Origin of the sequence: Clostridioides sp. ZZV14-6154 (genome assembly GCF_020657785.1) — a bacterium.
Lineage (GTDB): Bacteria > Bacillota > Clostridia > Peptostreptococcales > Peptostreptococcaceae > Clostridioides.
This window is the reverse complement of the sequence record NZ_JAGWCY010000001.1, coordinates 334,407-360,573: the sequence shown is the minus strand read 5'-3', so window position 1 is coordinate 360,573 and position 26,167 is coordinate 334,407. Positions and strand designations below refer to the sequence as shown.

Annotated in this window: 26 protein-coding genes; 17 read left to right on the top strand and 9 right to left on the bottom strand. The window is 28.8% G+C overall.

Features of this window, described 5'->3' with window-relative positions; translation table 11 throughout:
* Positions 1 to 11 precede the first annotated feature (11 nt).
* Both KGF45_RS01670 and KGF45_RS01665 read left to right on the top strand, forming a co-directional pair.
* Positions 12 to 3,467: a PAS domain-containing protein gene (locus tag KGF45_RS01670; protein WP_227829925.1), complete on the top strand. Its 3,456-nt coding sequence runs from the start codon at positions 12 to 14 to the stop codon at positions 3,465 to 3,467.
* A 16-nt stretch (positions 3,468 to 3,483) separates the two neighbouring features.
* Complete coding sequence (locus tag KGF45_RS01665) at positions 3,484 to 4,221, top strand: YdcF family protein (RefSeq protein ID WP_227841664.1); 738 nt, start codon at positions 3,484 to 3,486, stop codon at positions 4,219 to 4,221.
* Positions 4,222 to 4,281: 60 nt separating this feature from the next.
* On the opposite strand, the gene KGF45_RS20390 is transcribed toward KGF45_RS01665, so the two are convergent.
* A complete protein-coding gene (locus KGF45_RS20390) occupies positions 4,282 to 4,401 on the bottom strand; it encodes a pyridoxamine 5'-phosphate oxidase family protein (RefSeq protein ID WP_413926576.1) in 120 nt (39 codons plus the stop codon).
* Between the two features lie 919 nt (positions 4,402 to 5,320).
* Here KGF45_RS20390 and KGF45_RS01660 point away from each other — a divergent pair.
* Positions 5,321 to 5,668, top strand: a complete 348-nt coding sequence (locus tag KGF45_RS01660) for a cupin domain-containing protein (RefSeq protein ID WP_227828086.1) — start codon at positions 5,321 to 5,323, stop codon at positions 5,666 to 5,668.
* A 130-nt stretch (positions 5,669 to 5,798) separates the two neighbouring features.
* Here the strand turns inward: KGF45_RS01660 and KGF45_RS01655 are convergent, their stop codons facing one another.
* The 3 genes from KGF45_RS01655 to KGF45_RS01645 all read right to left on the bottom strand — a co-directional run bounded on the left by KGF45_RS01655 (position 5,799) and on the right by KGF45_RS01645 (position 8,887).
* Positions 5,799 to 6,278, bottom strand: coding sequence for an ABC transporter substrate-binding protein (locus KGF45_RS01655; protein ID WP_227828085.1), 480 nt, complete (start codon positions 6,276 to 6,278; stop codon positions 5,799 to 5,801).
* A gap of 46 nt (positions 6,279 to 6,324) precedes the next feature.
* Positions 6,325 to 7,836, bottom strand: coding sequence for a recombinase family protein (locus tag KGF45_RS01650; RefSeq protein ID WP_227828084.1), 1,512 nt, complete (start codon positions 7,834 to 7,836; stop codon positions 6,325 to 6,327).
* A gap of 196 nt (positions 7,837 to 8,032) precedes the next feature.
* Positions 8,033 to 8,887, bottom strand: coding sequence for an AraC family transcriptional regulator (locus KGF45_RS01645; RefSeq protein WP_227841663.1), 855 nt, complete (start codon positions 8,885 to 8,887; stop codon positions 8,033 to 8,035).
* 362 nt (positions 8,888 to 9,249) lie between these two features.
* On the opposite strand from KGF45_RS01645, the gene KGF45_RS01640 reads away from it, so the two are divergent.
* From KGF45_RS01640 to KGF45_RS01615, 6 genes are all read left to right on the top strand, one after another.
* Positions 9,250 to 9,531 (top strand): hypothetical protein, encoded by a 282-nt coding sequence (locus KGF45_RS01640; RefSeq protein ID WP_227828082.1) that lies wholly within the window; start codon positions 9,250 to 9,252, stop codon positions 9,529 to 9,531.
* Positions 9,532 to 10,075: 544 nt separating this feature from the next.
* The gene (locus tag KGF45_RS01635; RefSeq protein WP_227828081.1) at positions 10,076 to 10,744 is read left to right on the top strand and encodes a VanZ family protein; all 669 of its coding nucleotides are present in this window, start codon (positions 10,076 to 10,078) and stop codon (positions 10,742 to 10,744) included.
* 222 nt (positions 10,745 to 10,966) lie between these two features.
* Complete coding sequence (locus tag KGF45_RS01630) at positions 10,967 to 11,482, top strand: RNA polymerase sigma factor (protein ID WP_227828080.1); 516 nt, start codon at positions 10,967 to 10,969, stop codon at positions 11,480 to 11,482.
* Positions 11,479 to 12,240, top strand: a complete 762-nt coding sequence (locus tag KGF45_RS01625) for a hypothetical protein (RefSeq protein ID WP_227828079.1) — start codon at positions 11,479 to 11,481, stop codon at positions 12,238 to 12,240. Before KGF45_RS01630 ends, KGF45_RS01625 begins: the two co-directional genes overlap by 4 nt.
* Positions 12,241 to 12,277: 37 nt before the next feature.
* Complete coding sequence (locus tag KGF45_RS01620; protein WP_227828078.1) at positions 12,278 to 13,144, top strand: ABC transporter ATP-binding protein; 867 nt, start codon at positions 12,278 to 12,280, stop codon at positions 13,142 to 13,144.
* 20 nt (positions 13,145 to 13,164) lie between these two features.
* The gene (locus tag KGF45_RS01615; protein WP_227841662.1) at positions 13,165 to 14,406 is read left to right on the top strand and encodes an ABC transporter permease subunit; all 1,242 of its coding nucleotides are present in this window, start codon (positions 13,165 to 13,167) and stop codon (positions 14,404 to 14,406) included.
* Positions 14,407 to 14,540: 134 nt separating this feature from the next.
* On the opposite strand, the gene KGF45_RS01610 is transcribed toward KGF45_RS01615, so the two are convergent.
* A complete protein-coding gene (locus KGF45_RS01610) occupies positions 14,541 to 15,119 on the bottom strand; it encodes an ABC transporter substrate-binding protein (RefSeq protein ID WP_227841661.1) in 579 nt (192 codons plus the stop codon).
* Positions 15,120 to 15,496: 377 nt separating this feature from the next.
* Here KGF45_RS01610 and KGF45_RS01605 point away from each other — a divergent pair, with 377 nt between their 5' ends.
* The 5 genes from KGF45_RS01605 (at position 15,497) to KGF45_RS01585 (ending at position 21,382) form a co-directional block, all read left to right on the top strand.
* Positions 15,497 to 16,231: a class I SAM-dependent methyltransferase gene (locus tag KGF45_RS01605; RefSeq protein WP_227841168.1), complete on the top strand. Its 735-nt coding sequence runs from the start codon at positions 15,497 to 15,499 to the stop codon at positions 16,229 to 16,231.
* A gap of 174 nt (positions 16,232 to 16,405) precedes the next feature.
* Complete coding sequence (locus KGF45_RS01600; protein WP_227841660.1) at positions 16,406 to 17,092, top strand: response regulator transcription factor; 687 nt, start codon at positions 16,406 to 16,408, stop codon at positions 17,090 to 17,092.
* Positions 17,079 to 18,068, top strand: a complete 990-nt coding sequence (locus KGF45_RS01595) for a sensor histidine kinase (protein ID WP_227841659.1) — start codon at positions 17,079 to 17,081, stop codon at positions 18,066 to 18,068. The genes KGF45_RS01600 and KGF45_RS01595 overlap by 14 nt, the downstream gene beginning before the upstream one ends.
* A gap of 82 nt (positions 18,069 to 18,150) precedes the next feature.
* A complete protein-coding gene (locus KGF45_RS01590; protein WP_227841658.1) occupies positions 18,151 to 18,828 on the top strand; it encodes an ABC transporter ATP-binding protein in 678 nt (225 codons plus the stop codon).
* A 7-nt stretch (positions 18,829 to 18,835) separates the two neighbouring features.
* Positions 18,836 to 21,382, top strand: coding sequence for an ABC transporter permease (locus KGF45_RS01585; RefSeq protein ID WP_227841657.1), 2,547 nt, complete (start codon positions 18,836 to 18,838; stop codon positions 21,380 to 21,382).
* Positions 21,383 to 21,611: 229 nt separating this feature from the next.
* Here KGF45_RS01585 and KGF45_RS01580 read toward each other — a convergent pair whose 3' ends face one another.
* Entirely contained in the window at positions 21,612 to 22,100 is a 489-nt protein-coding gene (locus tag KGF45_RS01580; RefSeq protein WP_255611304.1) for a prolyl-tRNA synthetase associated domain-containing protein, read from the bottom strand.
* Between the two features lie 388 nt (positions 22,101 to 22,488).
* On the opposite strand from KGF45_RS01580, the gene KGF45_RS01575 reads away from it, so the two are divergent.
* From KGF45_RS01575 to KGF45_RS01565, 3 genes are all read left to right on the top strand, one after another.
* Entirely contained in the window at positions 22,489 to 22,872 is a 384-nt protein-coding gene (locus KGF45_RS01575; RefSeq protein WP_227828071.1) for a PBECR2 nuclease fold domain-containing protein, read from the top strand.
* A 380-nt stretch (positions 22,873 to 23,252) separates the two neighbouring features.
* Positions 23,253 to 23,636, top strand: a complete 384-nt coding sequence (locus KGF45_RS01570) for a YtxH domain-containing protein (protein ID WP_227828070.1) — start codon at positions 23,253 to 23,255, stop codon at positions 23,634 to 23,636.
* A gap of 2 nt (positions 23,637 to 23,638) precedes the next feature.
* The gene (locus tag KGF45_RS01565) at positions 23,639 to 23,992 is read left to right on the top strand and encodes a hypothetical protein (RefSeq protein WP_227841656.1); all 354 of its coding nucleotides are present in this window, start codon (positions 23,639 to 23,641) and stop codon (positions 23,990 to 23,992) included.
* Between the two features lie 176 nt (positions 23,993 to 24,168).
* Here the strand turns inward: KGF45_RS01565 and KGF45_RS01560 are convergent, their stop codons facing one another.
* The 3 genes from KGF45_RS01560 to KGF45_RS20000 form a co-directional block, all read right to left on the bottom strand.
* On the bottom strand, positions 24,169 to 24,960 hold the full coding sequence (locus KGF45_RS01560; protein WP_227828068.1) for an N-acetylmuramoyl-L-alanine amidase: 792 nt from the start codon (positions 24,958 to 24,960) through the stop codon (positions 24,169 to 24,171).
* Positions 24,961 to 25,084: 124 nt separating this feature from the next.
* A complete protein-coding gene (locus KGF45_RS01555) occupies positions 25,085 to 25,528 on the bottom strand; it encodes a deoxycytidylate deaminase (protein ID WP_227828067.1) in 444 nt (147 codons plus the stop codon).
* 222 nt (positions 25,529 to 25,750) lie between these two features.
* Positions 25,751 to 25,885, bottom strand: a complete 135-nt coding sequence (locus tag KGF45_RS20000; RefSeq protein ID WP_021384696.1) for a hypothetical protein — start codon at positions 25,883 to 25,885, stop codon at positions 25,751 to 25,753.
* Positions 25,886 to 26,167: the final 282 nt, after the last annotated feature.

The following is a 26,167-nucleotide window of genomic DNA, read 5'->3' as shown; positions in this document are numbered from 1 at the left end:
GTGGTAAGTAAGTGATAAGAGCAAAATCGTTAAAAAGCGCAATGAGTATTATTTTAATATTTTTATTCACAATAATTTCTTTTTCTGATTTTGCATTTAAAACTAATGTTCAAGAAGAAGAAAACAATAGAGTTAATTTAAAAGAAATATCTTTACAGAGCTCTAATGCCATAAAAATAAAACTAGACAGTTCATTATCATTTGTTAAGAGTGTAGCGAATATGGTTTCATATTTTGATACTATAGATAATCCTGAGATAATTCCATTGTTGGCTAAAATATCAAAGGAATCTGATTTTCAAAGAATTTCTATTGCTTCTCCTGATGGAAGAAGTCATACTAGCGATGGAAAAGTTGTTGATATATCAAATTATAAATATTTTAAGAAAGCAATTAGTGGAGATAGTAATATATCTGAAGTAGTAAAATCTCCTATTGATGGGAAGGATACTTTTGTTATAGCTACACCTGTATATAAAAACAATAAAGTTATTGGTGTTTTATATGGTTCATACTATAATGACAAGTTAGCTGAATTTATTGATATAACAAGTTTCAATAGTGAAGGATATATAGATATATTTGAATCTAGTGGACAATTTGTTTTGAAATCTTCACATACAAATGCTATAGTTGGAGCAAGTAGTAATATATATGATATATTCAAGGAAGCTTCTTTTGATATTGGTTATAGCTATAAAAAAGTATATGAAGATACAAAACATAAAAAGAGTGGCTTTATTTCATATAAATATAAAGGTAAAGAACGTTATGCAACATATACACCAATAGGTGTAAATGACTGGTATGTCCTTTCAGTAATACCACAATACACTGTAAGAAAAAATATTGATAAAATAAATCAATTAGCATTTTCTTTAATTTGTAAAGTGTTCTTATTATTTATTGTACTAATAATATATATCTTTTATAAAAATAATAAATCGCAAAAGCATATTCTAAAAGCTAATAAGGAAATATCATCTATTACAAATAGCATTCCTGGAGGAGTTCAAAAATGTACTGTTGATGAAAAATGTGAGTTTGAATTTTTAAGTGATGGATTTGTTGATTTATTTGGTTATACAAGAGAAGAAATAAAAACACTATTTAATAATAGTTTTTATAAAATAATACACAAAGATGATGTTGAAAGAGTAAAAAAAGAAATTTCTGAACAACTCTATAAAAATAAAACCATTGAATTGGAATACAGAGTTATAACTAAAAGTGGTGATACAGTATGGATAGCTGATAAGGGGGAACTTATAGTAGAACCTAATGGTAAAAAATATCTTTGTTGTGTTACAGTAGACATTACTAAAACAAAACAATTAGAAAAAGAGATGGAACAAAAGAATTTAGAACTTGAAATGGTATCAGAAAATATATTAGGTGGAATACTTATAACAGAATTTGATGAGGATTTTACTATACAATATGCTAACTCTGGTTATCTATCAATGATTGGATATACACGTAAACAGTTAGAAGAGGAACTTCAATATAAATCATGTAATCTTGTTTTTTATGATGATAGAAAAAAGATTCTTGAAAATATAAGGCATCAGTTGATTATTGGAAATATTGCTGTAGGTGAACATAGAATAAAAAAACGCAATGGTAATATTATATGGGTTTCTCTCAAAGGAAGGCTCATTACTGATAGCGATGGTAGTAAAAAAGGAATTTGGATTTTAACTGATATAACTGATTTAAAAAATGCAGAACAAAAACTCAAAATTAATGAAGAAAGATTTAGAATTGCATTAAATCAAACATCAAATATTATATTTGAGTATGATATAAATACAAAATCGCTTGTAAATACTAATAAGAGCATGGGAAATTATAATATTGATAAAATAAATGAAAATGTTCCTTACTCTTTAGTTGAAGCGGGAATTATTTATAAAGATTTTAGTGAAGATTTTATAAAAATGTATGAGAAGATAATAAATGGAGAAAAAACTGCAAGTTGTGTTGTCAAAATAAGAGTTCCAGATGAAGGCTACATATGGAACAAAATTACACTAACTACTATTTTTGATGAAGATGGTAAACCTATAAGAGCTATTGGGATACAAGAAGATATAAGTGAACAAAAAGAAGCAGAAATAAGATATAATCAAGCAGACAAATATCATTCTGCTATATTATCAGAAGCGATAATAACCTATGAAATAAATGTATCAAAGGATATTTTTATAATGGGAAATGAAAATTGGTATCAACAATTTGGAATTAAACCAAGTAATGACTACTCTGAAATTGTGAAGTCTATATCAGAGACTGTTATTCATAAAGATGATAAAGAAGTATTTTTAAATACATTTTTATGTAAACATTTATTAGAAGCCTATAAAAATAATATAAGTGAAATAAAGTTAGAATATAGAAGAATGAATCAAGATGATAAAATGATTTGGGTGCTTTGTACAATGCATTTAATAAAAGATTCTATTACGAATGATATAAAAGCACTTGCTTATATTAAAGACATCGACGAACAGAAAAATGAAGAAATCAAATTAAAATTAAAAGCTGAAAGAGATACTTTGACGGGATTATATAATAAAGGTACTACAGAAAATCTTATTAAAGATTTTCTAAATTCAGAAGAATCAAATTCGGGGATTCATGCTTTCTTTATTATTGATATAGATAATTTTAAATCAATAAATGATAATTTAGGACATGTTTTTGGAGATAAAGTTCTGTATGAAGTTTCTAAACAATTAAAGCCTATATTTAGAAGAGATGATATAGTGGGGCGTATTGGTGGTGATGAGTTTATAGTATTCTTAAAGAATATACAATCTTTTGAAAATGCTAAAAGTAAAGCAGATAAAATATGTAATATATTTAGAAATTCTTATACTGAAAATAAAAAAACGTATAAGATATCTGGTACAGTTGGAATTTCATTTGTACCAGAACATGGAACTGTATTTGAAGAGCTTTATCAAAAAGCAGACATGGCACTTTACTATGCAAAGAGTAAAGGGAAAGATAAGTATGCACTTTATAATGATTGCATATGTGAAAATAAACTCGAAACTAATATAAGTAATGATAGCGTGAAAGAAGAAAATCTTAAAGAGGAAATTGAATATGAAGATTCTAATCTATCACTAAAAGAAGTTCTTGATTCTATTGATAATTATATATATATAGTAAATACGAATACTTATGAACTTCTTTTTGTTAATAACAAGGTCTCAAGTTTAGGTTTAGAAATAAAAATAGGAGATAAATGTTATAAGTCGTTATTAAAATCTAATATTCCTTGTAATAACTGTCCGATTAATGGATTAAAAGAAAATAAAGATTCAAAATTTAAAACGGAGACAAATATATTTGGAGAAAATGTATCGATGGCAAGTTGGATTAATTGGATAGATGGAGAATATAACTGTCTTATAGAGTGCATAGATATTTCTTTATATAAAAATAAAAACAAATAAAAAGGATTATGGAAATATGATTAATTTAATATTGGGTTTAATATTTATAATTTACTATTTCTATCTTAAAATAGTTTTTGGTGGTATTTCATTTAGTGGATTTTTCTTAGTTATAGGAACGCTATTAATTGTTTATCAAATCTTAAAAAAGAAAATTAAAGAAAAGAAGGTTTTTTATAAAGTGCTAAAAATACTAATTATTGTTTTCTTAATAGTATTCATAATTACTGAAAGCTTAATAATCTTTTATCCTAAAAATAGTTTTGAGACAAAAAGTGATTATCTTTTGATTTTAGGAGCTTCTGTAAAAAAGACTACGCCAAGTACTACATTAAAGGGAAGATTAAACACTGCTTTAAAATATTTAAAAGTTAATAATGAGTGCTATGTAGTAGTATCAGGTGGTAAGGGTAATGGAGAAAATATAACTGAGGCAAAAGCTATGAAGGATTATCTTGTTAAAAATGGTATAGATAATAATAGAATAATAGAAGAAGATAAATCTACAAATACTTATGAAAACTTTAAATATTCAAAGCTAAAGATAGAAGAGCATAGTAGAAAAAGAATAAAAGATATAAAAGTAAAAATTGTAACAACTGATTTTCATGTTCTTAGAAGTAAAATACTAGCATCTAGAAATGAATATAAAAATATTGCTTTTTACGCTAGTAAGTCAAAGCTTTCATTTGTTCCGACATATTATACAAGAGAATTTTTTGCAATATGGAAAACAATTGTTTTTGATAGATGAAAGTGATAGGCGACAAATAAAAATACTAGATATAAATCATAAATTTATATCTAGTATTTTTTATGTAAAAACCCAATAATTATAAAGGAATCCAAATGGTCTGACTCTTGGTTTATTATCTTCAACTGTAGTAAAATAGAAGGTTGGATTTTCTTTTAAAAAATTCATTATTTTTTCCATGACTGAACCCCCTTTATATTTTATATTAATATTATGAATATAAAATAAATATTCATAATATTAATATAAATTACTACGAAAATAATTGCAAGTTTATCTTGATTATTTAAAAATATAAATGAAGCTTTCAAAATCCATTTAAGTTTACATAATATAAATATAGTTAACTTTTTAGGTGCATTTATAACTCAAGCATCTAATTATGCATTTAAATGGATTTTAAGGAATTTTATATGCGATAGGTATAAAACACCGCATAATTCTATGGAGTGTATTTAAAATCTAAAATACAAAGAGGTAAATTTTAGATGAAATTTATAAAAAATAAAATTTATGAATTTAATTAAAAAATTAAAAGCGAAGTTTGTTAAAATAAAAAAACAGAAACGCAAATATTTTCGATGGAAATTTATGTAGTATAACTAATTTTTAATTTAAAAAGAATTTGAATGGAAATAAAATTAGATGAACTCTTTATGATAGAAATATGGTATAGCTAAAACAAAAAAATTATAAAGTATAAATAATTCAATGCAAAAACTATTTAGAGTAATAAATTAATATGTTTGATTTCTATAAATTTTAAAAATATAAATACAAAGATAATGTTTATGAGAATCATAAAAAGAGGAAAAATCAATAAAAAAATCCAAAAAAATTACTGACATTTCACTGACAAATAAACAAATTATATTTATGTAAGTATTGAAAAAGCTGCATTTATAAAAAAAGGCATAAAATAGTATATTTTATGCCTTTTTTTTATAAATATATGGATATATACTATTTAAAATATAGTAACACATATTCATTATATTTAGAAAAGAATTTTATTCCTATTGTATATGAGGAGAATACTATTTTTTTATATTGGAATAATAATAGTAAATCTATAATATAGAAAAGAGGTATTTATAGTATGCATGAAAATAAAAAGAATCTATTAGATGGAAGCTTAGCTCAATATAATGATGCAGCAGTACCAAAAATACCAGTATTTGCTGGTAATGATATAACTTCAGAAGTTTATTATTTTAAACCTAATCAAGTTCTTAATGCCCATAGACATCCTAATGGTGAACAAATATTTGTTTTCTTAAAAGGAGCAGGGAAAATGAAACTTGGGGAACATGAATGTGATGTAAAAAAAGGTGACACTGTTTTTGTGCCAACAGGAGAATGGCATGAAATTACTAATGGAAGCAATGAGGAAATGGTTGCTGTTCAAATCACAAAAATCAATGCTGGAGCAGAATACAGAGGATAGATATATAGGTATTCTTACAATACTTTGATTTCTATTTTTTAATATAAACTTTAATCTCACTTATAAAAAGAGTCTTTTAAAAGACTCTTTTTATAAGTTTTGTAAGCTTTTAGTTAAAATTGATACATATTTATTTTATATTTTTTATTGCATTATTTGCAAACTCAGTGTTTACGATGTCTTTATAAGGTGCTTCTTTATCTAATTCCTTAGCTTCTTTCATAACATCCATTAGTTTATTTAAGCCTTCTTCTTTTAATACAGGGTTTTGAGACCATGCATCTATTGACTTATATCTATCTACAACTGTTATTAAATCTTCTAGAGAGATATCTTCAAAGAAAGGTTGCATAGCTTCTGCGATTTCTTTACTAGGAGCTTTTTGAACCCATAATTGACCTCTATAAACAGCATTTGTAAATCTTTGAATTAAATCTTTATTATTTTTCATGTAAGATCTAGTAGTAGAGTAAGCTGTAAATGGTATTTCTCCAGAATCTTTTCCTATAGATGTTACTATATATCCACTACCTTCTTTTTCCATAGCAGTTGCTGTAGGTTCAAATGCTGTTGTAAAGTCACCTTCACCACCTGCAAAAGCTCCAGCCATTACTCCAAATTGGTAATCAGTTTGTTTATAACATTGAAATATACACTTAGCTCTTTGGTATGGTAGGGTATAGTATTAAAGAAAAGTCATCGCATTTTTGATTAGGTTCTTTTTTATATATAGCATGGTCAATCATAGTTTTAAGTAATATATTTTTTAGATAAGGTTCTTTCTCTTCTGTGTATTCTCTTAAGACTTTTTCAAGTTGAGGAATGATTTGCATTCTAACAGTACTTTTTTTCTTTGCTATCTCAATATCTATATTTACTTTATTTATAGAACTTTTAACATCTTCTATGCGTGATGTAAGTATATTTGAACGTTCTATAAATACATCTGAACTATATATTCCTTGTTCTAAAAAATCATGTAATCCTCCCTTTTGCTTTTCTAGGTTCTCAAGCTCTTTTTTTAAACCTGTTAAAGTACATTTTAAATTATCTTCAAATGTATCTTTAAAAGTAACTTCTTCCTGTTTTAAAGATAGCTTATAATCTGTTAGCCATTTACTTAAAACATCTAAAACTTTATTTTCTAATATGTATAATTTAGTAGATTTATTTTTACAATTAGTGCAGACTATATATTTCTCATATCCACTTGATGTTGTATTAGATTTTGCAACTAAAGTATAGCCACAATATCCACATTTTATAATTCCAGCTAGAGGATTGGTTATTTTACTGTTTGGAGTAGGTGAGTTACTGCGTTTTTTTCTTATATATTGTGCTTTATTCCATATTTCTTCGCTTATTATTGGTTCATGTTTTCCTTTTGCTTCCATTTGTTCATCAATACATCTAGTTCTACTAGAATTTCTTTTCCTCTCAACTTTATTCCATACTATGTATCCGCAATATACTTTATTTTTTATAATATCCCTTACACCTTTTTCATACCAAGTTCTACCTGTTGTGGTTTTATAACCAAGTTCATTTAGATACTTTGATATTTTACAGGCTCCAACTCCTTTTAGATACATATCGAATACTATTTTAATAACATTTGCTTTATCTTTATTTACTACAAGTATTCTTTCTTTGTTGCTTAAGTATTTAATATCATATCCATAAGGAGGAGACTGAGCAATAAACTTACCTTCTTCAATGCTTTTAATTTTTCCTCTTTGCATACGCCTAGATATTAACTTTAATTCCTTGCGAGCCATAAAAGCTTCAAATTCGGAATATTCTTCATCAAATTCATCATTTAAATCATAGATTTTTCTAGGAGTAATAATTTTTGTTTTGGATTTTTTAAATGTATCTAATATCAACCCTTGATCTTGCATATTCCCACGTCCTAAGCGGTCAATATCCATTACTAAAACAGCATCATAATTATTATTTTTAACTTCATCTAGTAATTCCAACATCTTAGGTCTATATTCTATACTTTCTCCAGAAATAAGCTCTTCCTTAATATCAATTACATTTAAGTTTTGTTCTTTTGCTAGTTTTAGTAGAGTTGTTTTATGTCTACTTAAGGTTTCAAACTCGCCTCTGTGTTCTGCTTCTTCATCAGCCCTGCTTTTTCGTAAATAAATAGAAACATTCATTAAATCACACTCCTTGAATATATTATATTCAGCAGTAAACTGATTATATTTAAAACATAAAAAATAAGCATGTAAAAAATAGATTTTATCTTTTAACATGTTTATTTTGACAGATATCAGAATTTTTATTTTTGAAACAGAAGTTTACATTTTTATAAATTTCAATCTTATATTTTTATATAACTTAAATTTAAAACTACTTTTTTATAACAGGTATCCATACTTCAAACTTAGCATTTTGTGGGTCTGGATTTAAGTAAAGTTCAATATCAGGACCATTTTCATACTCATATCCAGAAGTAGGTAACCATTCTGTTACAATACGTTTTTCTAGTTCTTGTATCGCTTGTGGGCATTGTCCTTCTCCAGAAAATATTGCCCAAGTAAAAGGTGGAATAGTGTATTCATCTAATGTATCATCTATGGACGCTGTGCTTGCAACAGAGATAAAGTATTTCCACTCTTCTGAATCATTACACACACTTACACCTAACACACCTTTTAGTTGGCTATTCATCATAGGTAGTAGTTTTTGAATGGTTCCATCTAATGCAGATTGTTGCCACATTTTTGGAACAATCTCAAAGTTTTTTTCTAACTCAGTGTGAAGGCGTTGAGATACACCCACAATACGAAATGCTTCTTTCTTTTCAATTCTATAATTCATTTCTTCAGCTCCTTTTATAGTAATTTTAAAGCTAATTGGAGGAAAGGCCTTCAAGTTTATTGTTTCTTCTTTTTTTATAATCGATGGTGCAATACCGTGAATACTTTTAAAGGCACGATTGAACGCTGTTGGAGAAGAGTATCCATATTTTAAAGCTATATCAATTATTTTTTTATTATCATTTTGTAATTCTACAGCAGCCAAAGACATTCGTCTGCGTCGAATATACTCAGAAAGAGGTACATCTGCCATATAAGCAAACATTCTTTGAAAATGATATGTAGAACAACAAGCTATTTTTGCCAGTTGTTCATATTCAATTTCTTTTGTTATATTTTCTTCAATATAGTTAATTGCTTTGTTTAATCTTTCAATCCATTCCATAAAATCAGCTCCTTATACTTTTTATAATACGTATTTTTAAATAATTCTTCCTCTCTTTTTATGCACAAATTAACTAGCATAATAAAGTATAAATTTAATATTAAAAATTAACTTAAGTATTAAAGTTATTAATTATATAACTTTTTTATATTTAGTATATCATAGTTTAACACTTAATTTTATTAGAACATAATAGTTTTAATTTGATATATATCACCTCTAATTAAATACTTAATTGTATAGATGATTTTGGTTATATATTGATATTTTTCACAATTTATACTAATCAAGTATTTATAAATATTAATTGAGAATAGGACAATTTTTAATATACATAAAATGTAAAAAGGGAGGGGATTTGCATGCCAAAGATAGAAAAAGATTTGGATGGTACAACTACTATAACATACCTTGTTGATGATGTAGATGTTCCAACAGACGATAATGGTTATAAAATATCCATGACAGTACTACATGGAAATACTGTATGCCATGTAGTATCTCCTGAAACAATCCTAGGAAGAAAGTTTACAGTAGAGGAAAAACGGGATAAAGATGATATAATATATGAAGCAATAGAAAAAATAATGATAGATAGACAATTAAAAGTACAAAACTCAAATAAAGAAGTTGCTAGTAATTAGCACTTCTTTATGAAATAAAGTAGGACAAATATCTTTAAAAACTTAATATTAAAACTACAAAATTTAATTTATAATAAATCTTTAATTAATAATATACTTATTGAGACTTTGATTATATATGATAATTTTATTATAATAATGATGTACATACTATTGAGATTATGGATAAAAAAATTAATGATGTACGATACATTCATACTTTTAAATAAAATATAGACTTTATATAAACTGTACCTTAAATTATTTTTATCATAATAACATACCTTCATTACAATATTTAATATTGAAAATCAAATATATTTATTAAAAATAAAAGCTTTCTCTAAGTTTGTGAAATGTTTGGAGATAGCTTTTATTTTTTTGGACAGTATATAAATTTCAAATCATTGTTGATAAATATTAGAAAGTATTTTTTTAATACTGACTTTTTGAAGCTTTAAATCGTTATATAAGATAGTAAAAGTAATTTATACTATATAAATCAAATTTATAAGGATAAAATTACTTGAAGTTTTCAATTTACAAAATACTAAGGAGGAAGATTATGAAATTTGATATAATGGAGTTATTTGTGTATGGATTACCAATATGGGTAATAGTTAGAGTAATTTCACTTATAAATAAGTATAAGAATAAGGAAAAGTATATTTTTTTGAAAGAAATAATTGTTAATCTATTTGTTCTTTATTTATTTATATTAATAAGTTTAGTTATCTTGCCAATAGATACAAATGAAAGCTATTTTTCGGGATTTACTATTTATGAAAAAATGAATATAAATCTATTACCATTTAAAGATTTTTTAGAGGGTGAATATAAAAATATAAATCTTCTAAAAAATAATTTAGTTGGAAACACCTTGTTGTTGTTCCCATTTACATTATATCTATGTTTAATAAAATCAAGTGTAAGAAATATTAAAAAGGCAATTGCAGTTACCTTTTTAATATCATTATCAATAGAAATTATTCAATTAATCATGAACTGCTTATCTATAGTTTCACAGTTAAGGGCTGTAGATATAGATGATTTGATAATGAATACTTTAGGTGGTTTTATTGCATACATTATATTTAAATTGTCTTATCGAGGAAAGCTTAAATATTTTATAGACAAGATATACATAAATAAGGAATTAAATAGTAACTCAAAAGAGGTTCTTGAGGATGATATTAAAAGTTATAAACACGATACTTTAAGAGAGGATAATTAAATTATAGTCAATGCTTAGTTTTATATATTATATTTAAATTTAAAATAGTTATCTATAAAAATTTGATGATAAATAAAATAAAGAATAAATAAGGTATTATCTAAAGGTGCAAAGTTACTTAAAGATTACCTTTGTTTTTAAATGTAAAATAATAAATTAAATTTTTTAATACTGACTTTTCTTTAATTTAAATCGTTATATATAGTGACGGAGGTGATAATAGTGAGTGATGCTAGGATTATAGCACAGATAAAAGCAGGTAAAAAAGAATTGTTTGATACTTTAATTGAAAAACATTATAATAGCGTCTATTGTTATTGTTATCGCCATGTAGATAATCAAATGACTGCACAGGACTTGACTCAAGATGTATTTGTAACAGTTATAAAAAATATAAGTAATTATAAACATTATGGTAAATTTGAAAATTATTTATATGTTATTGCTAGAAATAAGTGTAAGGATTTTTGGAAGAAAAAACAACCCATCTATTTAGAGTCACTAGACAAAGAGGAGTCTAAGCAAGAATTAGTAGATATAGAAAACAAAATATTTGTAAAAGAAGCTTTGACTAAATTGCCAGAAGTAGAATTTGAAGTAGTAATTTTGCGGTATTATCATGATTTAAAATTTAAGGATATTGCTAAGATTATGAATTCAAGTGTATCTGTTACAAAGTATAGGATAAATATGGCCTTAAAAAAATTAGAAACATATATGGAAGGAGGTAAACTATGAACAAGAAAAAAATTAAAAAAAGCTTAATGGAGTATACAGTTCCTAAATATGAAGCTTCAGCTTTTAAAAAGACTATTGAAACCATACATAAAATAACATTTAGTAATACTGATAAAAGAATGAATAGTATAGATTTTTTTATGTCTCAAATTGGTTTTATACGAAAAAGAACTTGGATTATGCAATTTCTAGTGTTATGTACAATATGTGTATTGCTATTCAATACATCAAGAGATAATAACTCATTTTATGAGATGTTAGCCTTGGTTTCTGTAGCAGCTCCACTTTTTATATTGACCAATATAGAGGAGATAGCAAAAGTATATAATAATAGTGTATTGGAAATAGAATTTTCAACAAAAAATACATTACATAAAATTATTGCTACTAGAATGATTGTTTTTGGAGTAAGCGATTTATTATTTATGTGCGTTATCTTATTACTAGCAAAACAAATAATTGATATCAATATCTTGTATATAATAATTTATATATTAGTACCTTTTAACTTAATGTGTATTGGATGCTTAGAAATTATAAATAGAAATAAAGGTAAGTATACAAATTACTATTGTATGATTTATGGTATATCTCTTGTCTTGTTAATATTTATGCTTGGTACTTTCAAAAATAGTATATATCAATTTGAAGCAATAGACCAATGGTTAATTATTTTTTTAGTAACATCAGTAATATTAATATATGAAATAAAAAAAACATGGAAACATCTTTGTTCATTTGAAAACATTATCATTTAAATAATAAATAACAATATACAGTATTAGGAGGAATTGTATGGAACTGAGTTTAGAACGTCTAACAAAACAATATGATAACAAAATTATAGTAGATAGGATAGAATTCAAGCTAAATGAAGGTATATATGGATTATTGGGAGAAAATGGAGCAGGAAAAACAACTCTTATAAGAATGATTTGTGGGGTATTAATCCCAACTTCTGGAGAAGTGAAGGTAGATGGTAAAAATAATTTAGATATGGGAGAAGATTTTAGAGATATGATTGGATATCTTCCTCAAGACTTTGGATATTATCCAGACTTTACTGCAAAAGAGTTTATGTTATATATAGCTTCATTAAAAGGGTTAATTCCTAGCTACGCAAAAGAAAAATCACAAGAATTATTAGAGATGGTTGGATTATCAGGTGTAGTTAATAAAAAAATAAGAACATTTTCTGGTGGTATGAAACAAAGACTTGGATTTGCTCAAACGTTACTTAATGACCCTAAAATTTTAATACTAGATGAACCAACAGCAGGTTTGGACCCAAAAGAAAGAGTCCGTTTTCGTAATTTGATTTCAGAATTTTCTAAGGAAAAGATTGTAATTTTATCTACTCATATTGTATCTGATGTAGAACATATTGCAGATAAAATTTTAATACTGAAAAAAGGAAATCTCATTTTGGAGGGCTCAGTAGAAGCAGTAACATCGAAAATAGAAGATAAAGTATGGAAATGTGTGGTTAATAAAAATGAAGTAGATTATATGACTGGTAAATATTGTTTAGCAAATATTCATCACTCTGGAGGTGTTGCCACTCTTAGAATTATAAGTAATACAAAGCCACATGATAATGCATGTAATATAAGGCCAACATTAGAAGATTTATATTTATATTGTTTTAATGAAGTACTATAAATGTGTGTGAGGTGATAAATATGTCTACATTAATTAAATTTGAATTAAAAAAGATAATAAGAAGAAAATCTACAATAGCAGTTATTTTAGGAAGTTTGGTTTTAAGTATATTTCTTTTTGCCTTAATGCCACTTAAAGAAAAATCTTATGATGATAATGGAAAAGAGTATAGAGGTCTACAAGCTATTGAACTTGGAAAACAACAATCTAAATTAAACGAGGGATACATAACAGATAAAAAAGTAGAAAACTCAATCAGAAAATATCAAAAGATATTTAATAATCCAAATAATATTGTAAAAGATGAAAATGGTTTTTCAAATTTTAAACAAGATGTTTATTTGAGATTCTTTTACCCAAATAAAACTTTTTATAACTTTATAACAGAATCATATAGTGAACCAAATGATATTAATTCTATAATACTTCAATCAATATCATTAAAAAATAGAACTAATCTTTATAAGTTTAGAAATGAAAAGGTAAATACAATATTAAATAGTGAATATTCAGATGGAAATTATACACAAAAAGAAAAAGAGTTTTGGTTATCTAAGAATAAGAAAATAAATGAACCCTATTTAAATGGATATTATGAAGGATGGAATTATTTTTTACTGGGTAGAGACCTACTAATTTTTACTATATTAGCTATATGTATAAGTATAGCTTCTGTATTTTCAGGAGAATATCAATCAGGCACTGATTCAGTGATATTGTCTTCTAAATATGGAAAAACAAAAGTTATAACAGCTAAAATAATAAGTTCCTTTCTATTTGGTACAATTGTTTTTACAATAAATACAATTATATCTATTGGAATTCTTCTATTGTCTTTTGGAGTAGATGGATGGAATTTACCATTACAACTTACTGTAAGCTCAACACCATACCCAGTTACATTTTTACAGGCAACTTTATTGAGTATTTTGGTTATCTATATGATATTAATAGCATTAATTGGATTTACACTTTTATTATCCTCTTGCATGAAATCGCCTTTTCCTGTTTTAATTACAGATATAGCGTTACTATTTATACCACTGTTCTTAAAATATAGTGAGACAAATTGGCTATATAATCAGATTCTTCGAATTTTGCCATCAAATGCTATTTCATTCTCATTTTCTGAGTATATAAACTACAGATTTGGAAGCTTAATAATAGATTTACCTACAATGATTATTTTTACAGGTTTAATATTATCAATTATTATTTTACCTTTTATTAAGAATAACTTTAGAAAACATCAAGTTAGTTAAAATACATAATATAAAAATAATAACATAAAAAAGATATAAACGAAGAATTCTTCATTTATATCTTTTTTAGATTATATTGAAATTAAACTTAGTAATAATTATATAATATGTATTTTAGATGCTATAAATCACAGTTATAAATAGACTGATTTTTGTACATCAGTTCTTACATTAACATTGCCTGCTTTTAAATTTTCTCCAATAGTAAGCCCTTTGTCTTTTAAAACATATTCAAAAGTCATTAGTGGAACTCCACCTTTTCTACCACCTAATATTTCTTTACCTTTCAAATCATCGTAGGAGAAATTAGGCATTTTTTCTCTAGCAACTAAGAAACTACCATCTCTTTTAGTTAATTGAGCAAAGTTTACAGCATAATCGTTTTTGTTTTGATTATATACATATATGGAAGCTTCAGGACCCATTAAGCCTACATTTGCTTCACCTGAAATTAAAGCTGCCATAGTTTTATCCGCACCTTGAGTATTTATAAGGTCAACATTTATTCCTTCATCCTCAAAGAATCCTTTTGTAATAGCAGCATATTGTGGAGCATAAAAAACAGAATGAGTAACTTCTGCAATAGTTACTTTATCTAAATCTTTAGCTGAAGCAGAGTTATCATTTTTATCGTTAGAGTTAAAATCACATCCAGTTAAGCATATTGTACTCATAACAATAGAACTTGCAATTGCGATTATTTTTTTAAACATAATAAATACCTCCTATAAGACATCCGAATAATATATAATATTAAATATTTATTGTAGTTGTTACAAAAATATATATATAGAGAATTTATTTCTACAAGAAGTTAAAAATAATTTTTATGTTTGACTTTCAAGTAATCAACTATATTAAATAGATTGTATTGATTATTTGTAAATTAAGATATAAAATTAAAACAGTAATATTTTTATATAAATTATATAGGCATAAAGTTTATTAATAATAGATATTAAATTAATCCATATAAACAATAATTTAATTCTATAAATTTAAAAATATTTTTATGTAAGGTAGTGAAAGTTTACATTTTATAATCTAACGAATATAGTTAAACAAGTACAGTTAAAATGGAGGAAATTAAATGAAACAAAATAAATATGACAATGATGAATTTTTTGGCAAATACAGTAATATGGACCGCTCTAAAAAAGGGCTTGAAGGTGCTGGAGAATGGCACACTCTAAAAAAAATGTTACCTGACTTCGAGGGAAAACGAGTATTAGATTTAGGATGCGGTTTTGGATGGCACTGTCAATATGCAGTTGAAAATGGTGCAGAGTCTGCTATTGGAATTGATATTTCAGAAAAGATGCTAAAAGAAGCAAGAAATAAAACAAAATCTGATAATATAAAATACATATGTATGCCCATTGAAGATATAGATTTCCCAAAAGATTGTTTTGATGTAGTAATTAGTTCTTTGGCTTTTCATTATATTCAATCATTTGAAGAGATATGTAAAAATATAAGCAATTGTCTTTCAAGCGGAGGAGATTTTGTATTTTCGGTTGAACATCCTATATTCACTGCATATGGAACTCAAGAATGGTACTGTGATAAAGATGGAAACAATTTACACTGGCCGGTAGATAACTATTTTACAGAGGGACTTCGAAAATCAAATTTTTTAGGTGAAGAAGTTATAAAATATCATAAAACATTAACTACTTATCTAAATACTTTAGTTAAAGCTGGATTTGAGATATTAGAAATCATTGAACCTCAACCAGAAGAGAAATTATTAAATACAATTTCTGAAATGAAAGATGAATTACGTAGACCTATGATGTTACTTGTTTCTGCAAGGAAAAAGTAATAAAAAATAGTGGAATTTTGGTTGCAAGTGATTATGGGCAAATTGGAGCAAACCTGGATGGTAATCTGCCATTGCTCTGCTATGCGGATTAAGTGGGCAAAAAAATGAGGAATATGTGGTTTGTTTCAGCTAACAGACTACATAGTAGTATAAACTAAAGGATGGTGAAAATAAATGAAACGGATATTTTTGGTTGAGGATGATAAGGCAATTGCTAAAAATCTTATGCTTTTGCTGCAATCGGAGGGATTTACAGTCACCCACGCTCCTACGCGAGATGAAGCTATTGCCACACTTGCCAGTAATAAATTTGACTTGGCATTGATTGATATTTCCTTGCCTGATGGAAATGGCTTTACAGTTTGCACGGAAATTAAAGAAATTCAAGATATTCCCGTTATCTTTCTGACAGCTTCAGGCGATGAGGCGAGTGTTGTTACTGGACTGAATATAGGGGCAGATGACTATATAACCAAGCCTTTTCGTCCGCGTGAATTGATTGCGCGAATTGCAACTGCCCTACGAAAAAGTGGACGTTCAGAATCGGCTTTTGAAATCTGTGGGCTTCATGTAGATATGGCAAGTGGTGTCGTGAAAAAAAATGGCAATGAGGTTTTTCTTTCAGCTTTAGAGTACCGCTTGTTGTTGGTTTTTATCAGTAACTCAAAAAGTATTATTACAAGAAGCAGGCTACTTGACGAATTATGGGACGCGGCGGGTGAGTTTGTCAATGATAATACATTGACTGTGTACATAAAGCGCTTGAGGGAGAAGATAGAGAGTGACCCAGCAAACCCACAAATAATTCTGACCGTTCGTGGTACAGGATATAGATTGGGGGGCGGTTATGCTTCGGAATAGTGAGTTTAAGAAGTTTTCCATTTTATTCTCTTTAATGGCTGTCACCACTGTAACACTTGGATTTGCAATAAATATGGCGGCGGGAATCCTTGCCATTGCTTCTGTTACTGCTTTTGGTGTAGCGTTTTTCGCTTTTACCAAAGCTCGATATGAAAGCATTGCACAGATTTCAAATCAAATCGATCTTGTGCTTCATAATGATGACCATCTGTATATTGGTGAATCGGATGAAGGCGAACTTTCCATTCTGCACAGCGAGATAACAAAAATGACGCTGTGTATTCGGGAACAAAATGATGCGCTAAAAAAAGAAAAAGAACATCTTGCCGATTCGTTAGCTGACATAGCCCACCAACTCCGCACACCTCTCACATCCGCGAACATTATTCTGTCATTGCTATCAAATAACCCTGATGAAAATCAACGAAAAGCATTAGTGCGGGAAACAGAGGAATTATTTGTACAGATGGATTGGCTGATTACTTCCCTATTGAAATTATCTCGCTTGGACGCAGGTATTGTAGTTTTCCAAAGCGAGCAGATAGATGTGAACAACTTGATATGCAACTCACTTCGACCATTTCTAATCCCAATTGAACTGCATAACACTGCTTTGCAAATAGACGTGTCTAAAGGAATGATTATTCAGGGCGATTCAGGTTGGCTTTCGGAAGCAATTCAAAATATTCTCAAAAATTGCATAGAAAGTGCAGGTGATAGTGGGAAGATTGAGATTGTTTGTGAGGACAACCCACTGTTTACTGAAATTGCTATCCATGACAGTGGAGCAGGCTTTGAAAAAGAAGATTTACCCTACTTGTTTGACAGGTTTTATCGTGGGAAAAACTCAGAAGCCACAGGATATGGAATTGGATTGGCTCTCTGTAAGATAATTATAACACGTCAGGGTGGGACGATTACCGCAAAAAATCACCAACAAGGTGGCGCGATATTTGTCATTCGTTTCCCAAAGTGACTAATCTCTCACCTGAAAGTCACAGAGATGTAAGTTGAAAGTTATATTATATGGGTAAACCATAAGAAAGGAGACTTACATAATGGAGTTCTTAAAAATTGAAAATCTATGCAAGGTCTACGGCAAGGGCGAGAACCAAGTTACTGCACTTGACAATGTTTCACTTACAATAGAAAAGGGGGAGTTTACCGCAATCATAGGTTCATCTGGCTCTGGAAAATCTACATTGCTTCACATCATCGGTGGAGTGGACGTACCAACAAGCGGAAAGGTGTATTTGGACGGGCAGGATGTATACGCCCAAAGCAATGAAAAGCTAGCCATTTTCCGCAGACGACAAGTCGGTCTGATTTACCAGTTTCACAACCTCATTCCCACTCTGAATGTTGTGGAAAACATCACTTTACCTATACTGATGGACAAGCGAAAGGTCAACGAGGAACGCTTGAATGACTTGATGAATCTGCTTGGGCTAAAAGACCGTAAAACACATTTACCCAATCAGCTTTCTGGAGGTCAGCAACAGCGAGTTTCCATAGGACGTGCTTTGATGAACGCTCCAGCGGTCATGCTTGCTGATGAACCCACAGGCAGTTTGGATAGCCGAAATGGTCATGAAATTATCAATCTACTGAAATTAAGTAATAAAAAATATCGTCAAACCCTTATCATCGTCACACATGACGAAAATATAGCCCTGCAAGCAGACCGCATTATCTGCATATCAGATGGCAAAGTGACACGAGATGAGAGGAGGTAGATAGGTCATGAACATTTTCAACAAAGTTGCTCTGCAAAACATGAAAAAGAGGCGCACACGAACGATTGTAACGGTTATCGGAGTTGTTCTGTCTGCTGCCATGATTACAGCAGTTGCTACACTTGCCATTTCCCTGCAAAACTATATGGTAAATGGCTCGATTGAGAAGTATGGCGATTGGCACGTCGAGTTTTTGGACGTTAATCCCTCTTTCGTACAGGAACAGACAGGAAACGATGAAGTTGCAAATACCGCAACATTTGAAAATATTGGCTATACAACGCTTGATGGCAACAGAAATCCGAGCAAGCCATATCTTTTTATAGCCGGATTCAGCAAAGAAGCCTTTGATACTTTGCCTATAACTTTGATTTCTGGAAGATTACCTGAAAACAGTGGTGAGATTCTTGTTTCTGGGAAAGTTGCAACAGACGGTGGCGTCAAATTCGCGGTGGGTGATACTATTTCCTTGCCCGTGGGAAACCGTATGAATGGAAATAAGAAGCTTAGTCAGAGTGATCCATATACTGCTGGGGATGAAACTCTTGTGTCACAAGGCGAGAGAAGCTATACAGTTGTTGGTACCTACCGAAAGCCTGTATTTGAGGAATCTTCCGCACCAGGATACACATTGATAACCAAAGCGGATGCACAAGTCAAAGCGGATAGCCTCAGCCTGTTTGTCACGTTGAAAAATCCACATAAGGTTCATTCCTATACAAGAAACACTGGAGACCATGCTTACGTTTTAAATGATAATGTGTTACGTTTTATGGGCATTTCCGACAACAACTTGTTCAATATGCTTTTGTACTCAGTTGGGGGTATTGTGGTCGCCATCATCATGCTCGGCTCGATTTTTCTAATCTATAATTCGTTTAACATGTCGTTGAACGAACGCACACAGCAGTTCGGAATCCTTTCATCTGTTGGAGCAACAGCAAAGCAGCTACGTAATTCGGTGCTGTTTGAGGGTCTTTGCATTGGTGCTGTTGGAATACCGATTGGTGTTGCGGTTGGTATAGTCAGTATTGGGCTTGTGATTTCTGTTATCGCAAAAAATTTTGCAAATGTTCTCTACACCAACGTCTCTTTGACCTTGACGTTGTCCATCCCCGCAATCGTCGTTGCGGCAGTGGTCAGCATGGTTACCATCTTAATCTCGGCTTATATTCCGGCCAGAAAGGCCGCTAGCAAACCAGTGATGGAGTGTATTCGCCAGACGAACGAGGTAAAAATCGAATCCAAAGCCGTGAAGATATCAAAGCTCGCACAGCGTATTTACGGTCTGGAGGGAACTCTTGCACTGAAAAATTTTAAAAGAAACAAGAAACGCTATCGTAGCATTGTGTTGTCGCTTGTTTTAAGCATAGTGCTGTTCATATCAACTAGTGCTTTGGTAGCAGATCTGAAACGGGTTTCAAATCAGGCGTCAGAGGTTACTGACCAGGACATCATTTTTTCCACACAGGATATGAATGACAGCAAAATGCTACAGCTTTACGATAAACTGAAGACTGCCAATGGTGTTTACGAAGGCTTGTATCAAGAACTTATGACCTATTCATGCGTTGTTAAAGTAAGTGAACTTACAGATGATTACTTGAACTATGAGGGTTCACATTCGCCACATGAAACGGTTGATATGCCAGTAGATATACAGTTTCTTGATGACAGTACTTATCTCAATATTATCAAAGATTTGGGGTTGCCAAAAGAAGAATATACTGGGCAAAATGCAAAAATGATTGCCGTTTCCATGATGGTGGAGGATGACCATACTATTGATATCTTCACAAATTCTTCTACGAATGTTGACCTTACTCCTGAAACCAATGACGATTCAAAGGTGTCCAAGAGACAAAACGTAAACATTACGTTTGTCAAAACCGTGCCACCAGATTCTCCCCCAGGCATCAGAAACTCCAAGATGAGAAAAGCCTCCTTCAGAGTGCTGGCACCTTATTCTGTCAAAGATGCGTTTGAGACTCCAAATGCTTCTACAGGAATTAAAAGTCTGAGCTTTCAATCAAAGAATCCCACTCAGTCAGTTGCAGAAATAGAGAAAATCATCGAGAGTGAGGGGATTACAGCCGAGTACAACCTGTACAATATGTATGGAATGATGGACGAAAACCGCAATTACATCTTCATTGCCAACGTGTTCGCCTATACTTTTATCATTATGATCTCACTGATTGCAGTCGCCAATGTGTTCAACACAATTTCCACAAATATTAAGCTGCGCCGTCGTGAGCTTGCCATGCTTCGCTCTGTGGGAATGTCTGAACGCGATTTCCAGAAGATGATGAATTTTGAGTGTGCCTTTTATGGAATGAGGGCTCTGCTCTTTGGACTTCCTATAGCGGTAATTTCTTCCTGGCTAATTCATAAAGGAATGGTCACGGATGATATAGATTTTGTACTTCCATGGGCCAGCATCGGAATCAGCGTATTTGTCGTTCTCTTTATAGTGTTCATTACAATGTTGTATGCCATTAGTAAGATAAAAAGAGAAAATATTATTGATGCACTTAGGGATGATATGACTTAATAGAAAATTAAAGAAACATCTGTGTGATTGAGTTCAAATGATTCACAATCGTTCCGAAAGGCGATTTAGACATTGAAAATACAGAATTCATAATATAGAAGTAATGTGAATTAGATTAGGGGTTCTTATGAACCCCCTTTCTATTTTTTGTATAAAAAAGGAGATAATTCAAATTTTTATTTTGAGACATCCCCTTTATCTATTTTTTATTATATGTAAAATAATAAACTTATACTTCTACATAGTATATTTCATTTCCATTTTCTTCTATAAGCTTTTTTAAATCTTCAAACTTTAAAAATACAGTAGCAGTATTGTCATTTGGATGTATACCTATTTTATCCATTTTTAATAAATCTTTATCAAATACAATTTTTACAATAGCATCGGTATCATTTAATATACCAAAAGGTGTTACAGCTCCCTTAGTAAGTTTTAGATATTTTTCAAGTCTTTCTTCAGAAGCAAAACTAAGAGGTTTACTATCAATTTTTTGGCGTATATCCTTTAAATCTGCTTTTTTATCCTTACCTAAGACAACTAAAAAGTGCTCTTTACCCTTAGAATCGCGAAGGAATAAATTTTTTACAACAAACTCCATTTGTAGTGTTTTTAATTGTTCCATTTCATCAATTGTATAGACTGCAGGATGATTTACAATTTCATAAGATATATTTAATTCATCCAATTTTTTATATACTTCTTGTTGAGCGTTCATAATTTCCTCCTATTGGTAATTTATTTGATATATAAAAATAATATTATCAAATTTTAGCCCCTATAGCTTTGCGTTACTAGATTTCCCTAGTTTTGCCTAATTTCATTTTAATTCTTACTATTATAATAATTCAGAATATATATATTTTCAAGTAAAAAATTATATATATATAATATAAGCTTTAAAAATTAAAAATTTTCCAAAAATAATTTGAAAATAGAGACTTAGTTACCATTTATAAATCATATAAAAAGAGGTTATATAAAGTCAGATATGAAAAAACTATATTATACTATCTTTTCTTTTTGGAATAAACTATACTTTAAATATAGATATTTAAATTTAATAATTTTAGCAGTAAATTATCTTAGAAAGGAATGTGCTTTATATGTCTACAGACAAAGTTGTTGGAATCATAGATGAAGAATTAGCTGAACTCGCTGGAATTAAATATACTGGTAAAATTTATGCTTCTTCTGGTGTTATAAAACATATAAAGAAAAAACATAGAGGTCAATTAAGTAAAGACATTTTTAACGATATACTAGAAACTATAAAAACAGTGCTCAAATCTCCTGAGTATATAGGAAGTCATCCTAAAAAACCTGGTAAAAGTGTAGAATTTGTAAAAAAACTTGATAATTATATATTAGTTGCTACAGAACTAGATACAAAAAAAGGATATCTATATGTCTCTTCATTATATGCCATAAAAGAAGCAAAATTAGAAAGTAGAATTAGTAGTGGAAGAGTATTACAATATGATGGTTAACATAATATTATTAATTTTTCCTAAAGCATTGAAAAATATTGTCAAATAGCTTATAATATAAATATATATGTAAATATTTATTAATTAGATTTGAGGTTGGAAAAGGCACCCAATACGCTACTTATAGAGTAGTTAATAGAGATGCAGGATACGCCGCCCTGCCAAGTCTAATTAAATTTAAAAGAGAGGATTAATTCCTCTCTTTTTGTTTTTTAAAATTAATTTATTTAAAAGGGTGAAAAAATATGGAGATATTTAGCACAAAAGAAATACTAGAAAGAATTTTTTATTAGTTTTTAAAAATTTAGTTAGAAACTATATCATTATGGAAAAAAATGTATTATAATATGTAGAAATATTATAATAAGGAGCGATTGGATATGAGTTTATCAAAAAAAATAGAAGATAAAAGAAAAGCTAAACAAAGAGCTGAAAAAGCCAAACAAGCTAAAATTGCAACAGCTGGTGTCGTATTAGGAGCTGTTACTGGTGCAGTTGGAGGAGTATTACTAGCACCTAAATCAGGAAAAGAAACAAGAGAGGATATAAAGGATGCATCTCAACAAATTGCTGATAAAATAAACATGAAAACAGTGGATGCAAAAGGTAAAATATCTGAAAAATTAGAAGACAGAAAAGGAAATTTCATTGAATCAAAGCAAAAAATAAGAAATTATATAGATAATAAAAAACGAGTTGAAGATTCTAGCGAGGAAGATAGAGTAATAGACATTATTGAGCCAGTAAGTGCCACTGAGGAATAATAATGAATAACACAATAACAATTAATATTAGTATAATATATGTATTATTAGCTATACTTGGGTGTATCGCTTTAATTTATTTAATTATTGTACTTGCTAAATTACATAAGATTTTAAACAATGTTGGAAAGGTATTAAATGAAAATACTCAAAATATAAATACAACTTTAAATAATCTTCCTAGTGTTGTAGATAGTTTTGGAGAAGTAGGCGAGAATATGAAAGATGTAACAGAAGCTGTTACTGAAGTTACAGCAGACTTTCTTGTTACTAAAGATAGTGTCAAATCAAACATGGATGTCATAGTTGATATATTAACTATAATTAAAAATGTTTTTTCAGATAAAAAATATTAATACTATAAGCTTTAGTATTTCTGTAAATTTAAAACCTTACTAAACTAATTTTTTAGAAAATATTTTATAAAGTATGAATAAATAAAGATGTATCTATTGATGAATAAACATAATAAGTAGATACATCTTTTTATTATATTTTTTGTAAAATAAACAATATTTAAATATTATTTATTTTATAATTTACCTATTTGTCTTAATGCTAATTTTACAGTTTCATATCTATCAGCACCATTTATTATTACATCACCTTTTACAAGATTATTAGCTTCTCCACCTACAACATAAACTTTTTTGCCTAAGCCTTGTTTATAGCTAGATGCTTCTACTACTAAAGCATCTTTCAATTGCCAGTATAAAATTTGAGCAGCAACTTTATCAGCGTCACCCTTATAAACTATTACATTTTCATACACTTTATCTCCCCCTTGAGAATTTGATATAGATTTATTTAATATTCCTTCTGCTATTAATTTAGCAACTTTATCTTTATTATTAACATAGTAATCTGTATCTACTTTACTATCTACAAAGCATACTTCTATTAATATTGCTGTTGAGTTAGTGTGATTAAGCCAATAAAGACCTCTAACATCAGCCTTTGCACCCCTATTTTTAAATACCGTAGCTAATTTAGAATTTACTTTTTCTGCATATGTCTTTCCATTATTGCTTTTATATATTGTTTCTGTACCTTCTGGAACTGAAGTTATGACATTTGCATTAAAATGAATTTGAACAGCTAAATCAGTTTCTTGCTTATTTGCTATAGCACATTGGTCAGCTAAATGATTATCTGACTTATCAACCCTTCCTGTATAAACAGTAGCCCCGCCTAATTTAAGCCATTTAACTACTAAGTCACTTATTATTCTTGTCTCTTTACCTTCGTTTATATATCCAACAGCTCCTGTGCCTTTTCCAGTTAAAGTGTGCCCTGGTATTACTACTACCTTCAAATTATACATCTCCTTTATGATTAAATTTAACTTCTATTTAATATATGCGCTATTTAAAATTTTGTTTCTTTTTATACTTTAATTATCTAATATAAAGTATTTTGTAAAATTATAGAATAATAGGTAGTAAGTATTAAAATTGCAGTTTTGTATATAACACATTGCTTGATTGTAATAATCTCAAGGCATATTCATCCATCCTATATCCAGTTTTATAGTAGATATGTTTAATTCCAGATTGAATTATAGCCTTAGTACAATTTAAACAAGGAAAATGAGTTACATAAATAGAACAATCTTTAACTGGTATACCTTCTTTTGCACAATAATAAAGTGCATTTTGTTCAGCGTGAATGGTTCTGATGCAATGTCCATCTCTCATCTCGTGGCCAACTTCACTACAGTGATTATCTCCAGATATACTACCATTATATCCAGTAGATACGATTCTATTTTCTGAATTGACGATTATTGCACCCACATAAGCTCTATCACAAGTACCTCTTTCAGCTACTGTCTCACATAATCTCATAAAATACTCTTGCCATGAACATCTATTTTCAAGTTTATTTTCCAAACTAAATACCTCCAAATCTTATATTTAATATATAAGATTTATACCTTAAAAATAGTATTAAAAACAAATTTATTTTATAGCTAAAAGTATAAAAGATAAAATAAACTTCAAATTATTTTTTTAATAATTAAATTCTATTACATTAAACTTTTTTATAAAAATTTCATCATAAAGTATGAAAACTGTCTCAATAAAATCAAGACAGTTTTTTATAATCAAAATTTATAATACAAGTTCATATTTTTCTTTAAACTCTTTTACAGCTTCAGGCCATGCCTTTTGTTCTGTGATACCTTTTTCTTTAGCTATTTTAATTGCAATTTTTCTTATCATTGCAGCTCCTTCTAATATTCCCATTTTTAATCTCCCTTCAAATATCTTTTTGTATAGAATATAAATAGTGCTGAAATTTCTTACATATTACATCTACAATATCTATACAACATATAACTTATGAATTCCTTTTATTTTCATACGCCTTTAACCGACATATAATTATATGCATTAATACTTAAAATTATGAATTTGATAGTAATTATTTTTTGTCTTTCATACACAATTGTGTAAGTTTCAAAATAGGGTAATTGGTATTTTAATTGTTCTATTACTTTACAATATACTCAATAAAAAATAAGATTG

Coding starts and splice junctions, on each gene's coding strand:
- KGF45_RS01665 (WP_227841664.1), top strand. CDS start 3,484: ATGATTAATTTAATATTGGGTTTAATATTTATAATTTACTATTTCTAT.
- KGF45_RS01625 (WP_227828079.1), top strand. CDS start 11,479: ATGAACAAGAAAAAAATTAAAAAAAGCTTAATGGAGTATACAGTTCCT.
- KGF45_RS01565 (WP_227841656.1), top strand. CDS start 23,639: ATGAATAACACAATAACAATTAATATTAGTATAATATATGTATTATTA.
- KGF45_RS01620 (WP_227828078.1), top strand. CDS start 12,278: ATGGAACTGAGTTTAGAACGTCTAACAAAACAATATGATAACAAAATT.
- KGF45_RS01615 (WP_227841662.1), top strand. CDS start 13,165: ATGTCTACATTAATTAAATTTGAATTAAAAAAGATAATAAGAAGAAAA.
- KGF45_RS20000 (WP_021384696.1), bottom strand. CDS start 25,885: ATGGGAATATTAGAAGGAGCTGCAATGATAAGAAAAATTGCAATTAAA.
- KGF45_RS01590 (WP_227841658.1), top strand. CDS start 18,151: ATGGAGTTCTTAAAAATTGAAAATCTATGCAAGGTCTACGGCAAGGGC.
- KGF45_RS01635 (WP_227828081.1), top strand. CDS start 10,076: ATGAAATTTGATATAATGGAGTTATTTGTGTATGGATTACCAATATGG.
- KGF45_RS01570 (WP_227828070.1), top strand. CDS start 23,253: ATGAGTTTATCAAAAAAAATAGAAGATAAAAGAAAAGCTAAACAAAGA.
- KGF45_RS01595 (WP_227841659.1), top strand. CDS start 17,079: ATGCTTCGGAATAGTGAGTTTAAGAAGTTTTCCATTTTATTCTCTTTA.
- KGF45_RS01600 (WP_227841660.1), top strand. CDS start 16,406: ATGAAACGGATATTTTTGGTTGAGGATGATAAGGCAATTGCTAAAAAT.
- KGF45_RS01655 (WP_227828085.1), bottom strand. CDS start 6,278: ATGGCTGGAGCTTTTGCAGGTGGTGAAGGTGACTTTACAACAGCATTT.
- KGF45_RS01610 (WP_227841661.1), bottom strand. CDS start 15,119: ATGTTTAAAAAAATAATCGCAATTGCAAGTTCTATTGTTATGAGTACA.
- KGF45_RS01580 (WP_255611304.1), bottom strand. CDS start 22,100: ATGAACGCTCAACAAGAAGTATATAAAAAATTGGATGAATTAAATATA.
- KGF45_RS01660 (WP_227828086.1), top strand. CDS start 5,321: ATGCATGAAAATAAAAAGAATCTATTAGATGGAAGCTTAGCTCAATAT.
- KGF45_RS01575 (WP_227828071.1), top strand. CDS start 22,489: ATGTCTACAGACAAAGTTGTTGGAATCATAGATGAAGAATTAGCTGAA.
- KGF45_RS01560 (WP_227828068.1), bottom strand. CDS start 24,960: ATGTATAATTTGAAGGTAGTAGTAATACCAGGGCACACTTTAACTGGA.
- KGF45_RS20390 (WP_413926576.1), bottom strand. CDS start 4,401: ATGGAAAAAATAATGAATTTTTTAAAAGAAAATCCAACCTTCTATTTT.
- KGF45_RS01605 (WP_227841168.1), top strand. CDS start 15,497: ATGAAACAAAATAAATATGACAATGATGAATTTTTTGGCAAATACAGT.
- KGF45_RS01645 (WP_227841663.1), bottom strand. CDS start 8,887: ATGGAATGGATTGAAAGATTAAACAAAGCAATTAACTATATTGAAGAA.
- KGF45_RS01640 (WP_227828082.1), top strand. CDS start 9,250: ATGCCAAAGATAGAAAAAGATTTGGATGGTACAACTACTATAACATAC.
- KGF45_RS01585 (WP_227841657.1), top strand. CDS start 18,836: ATGAACATTTTCAACAAAGTTGCTCTGCAAAACATGAAAAAGAGGCGC.
- KGF45_RS01650 (WP_227828084.1), bottom strand. CDS start 7,836: ATGAATGTTTCTATTTATTTACGAAAAAGCAGGGCTGATGAAGAAGCA.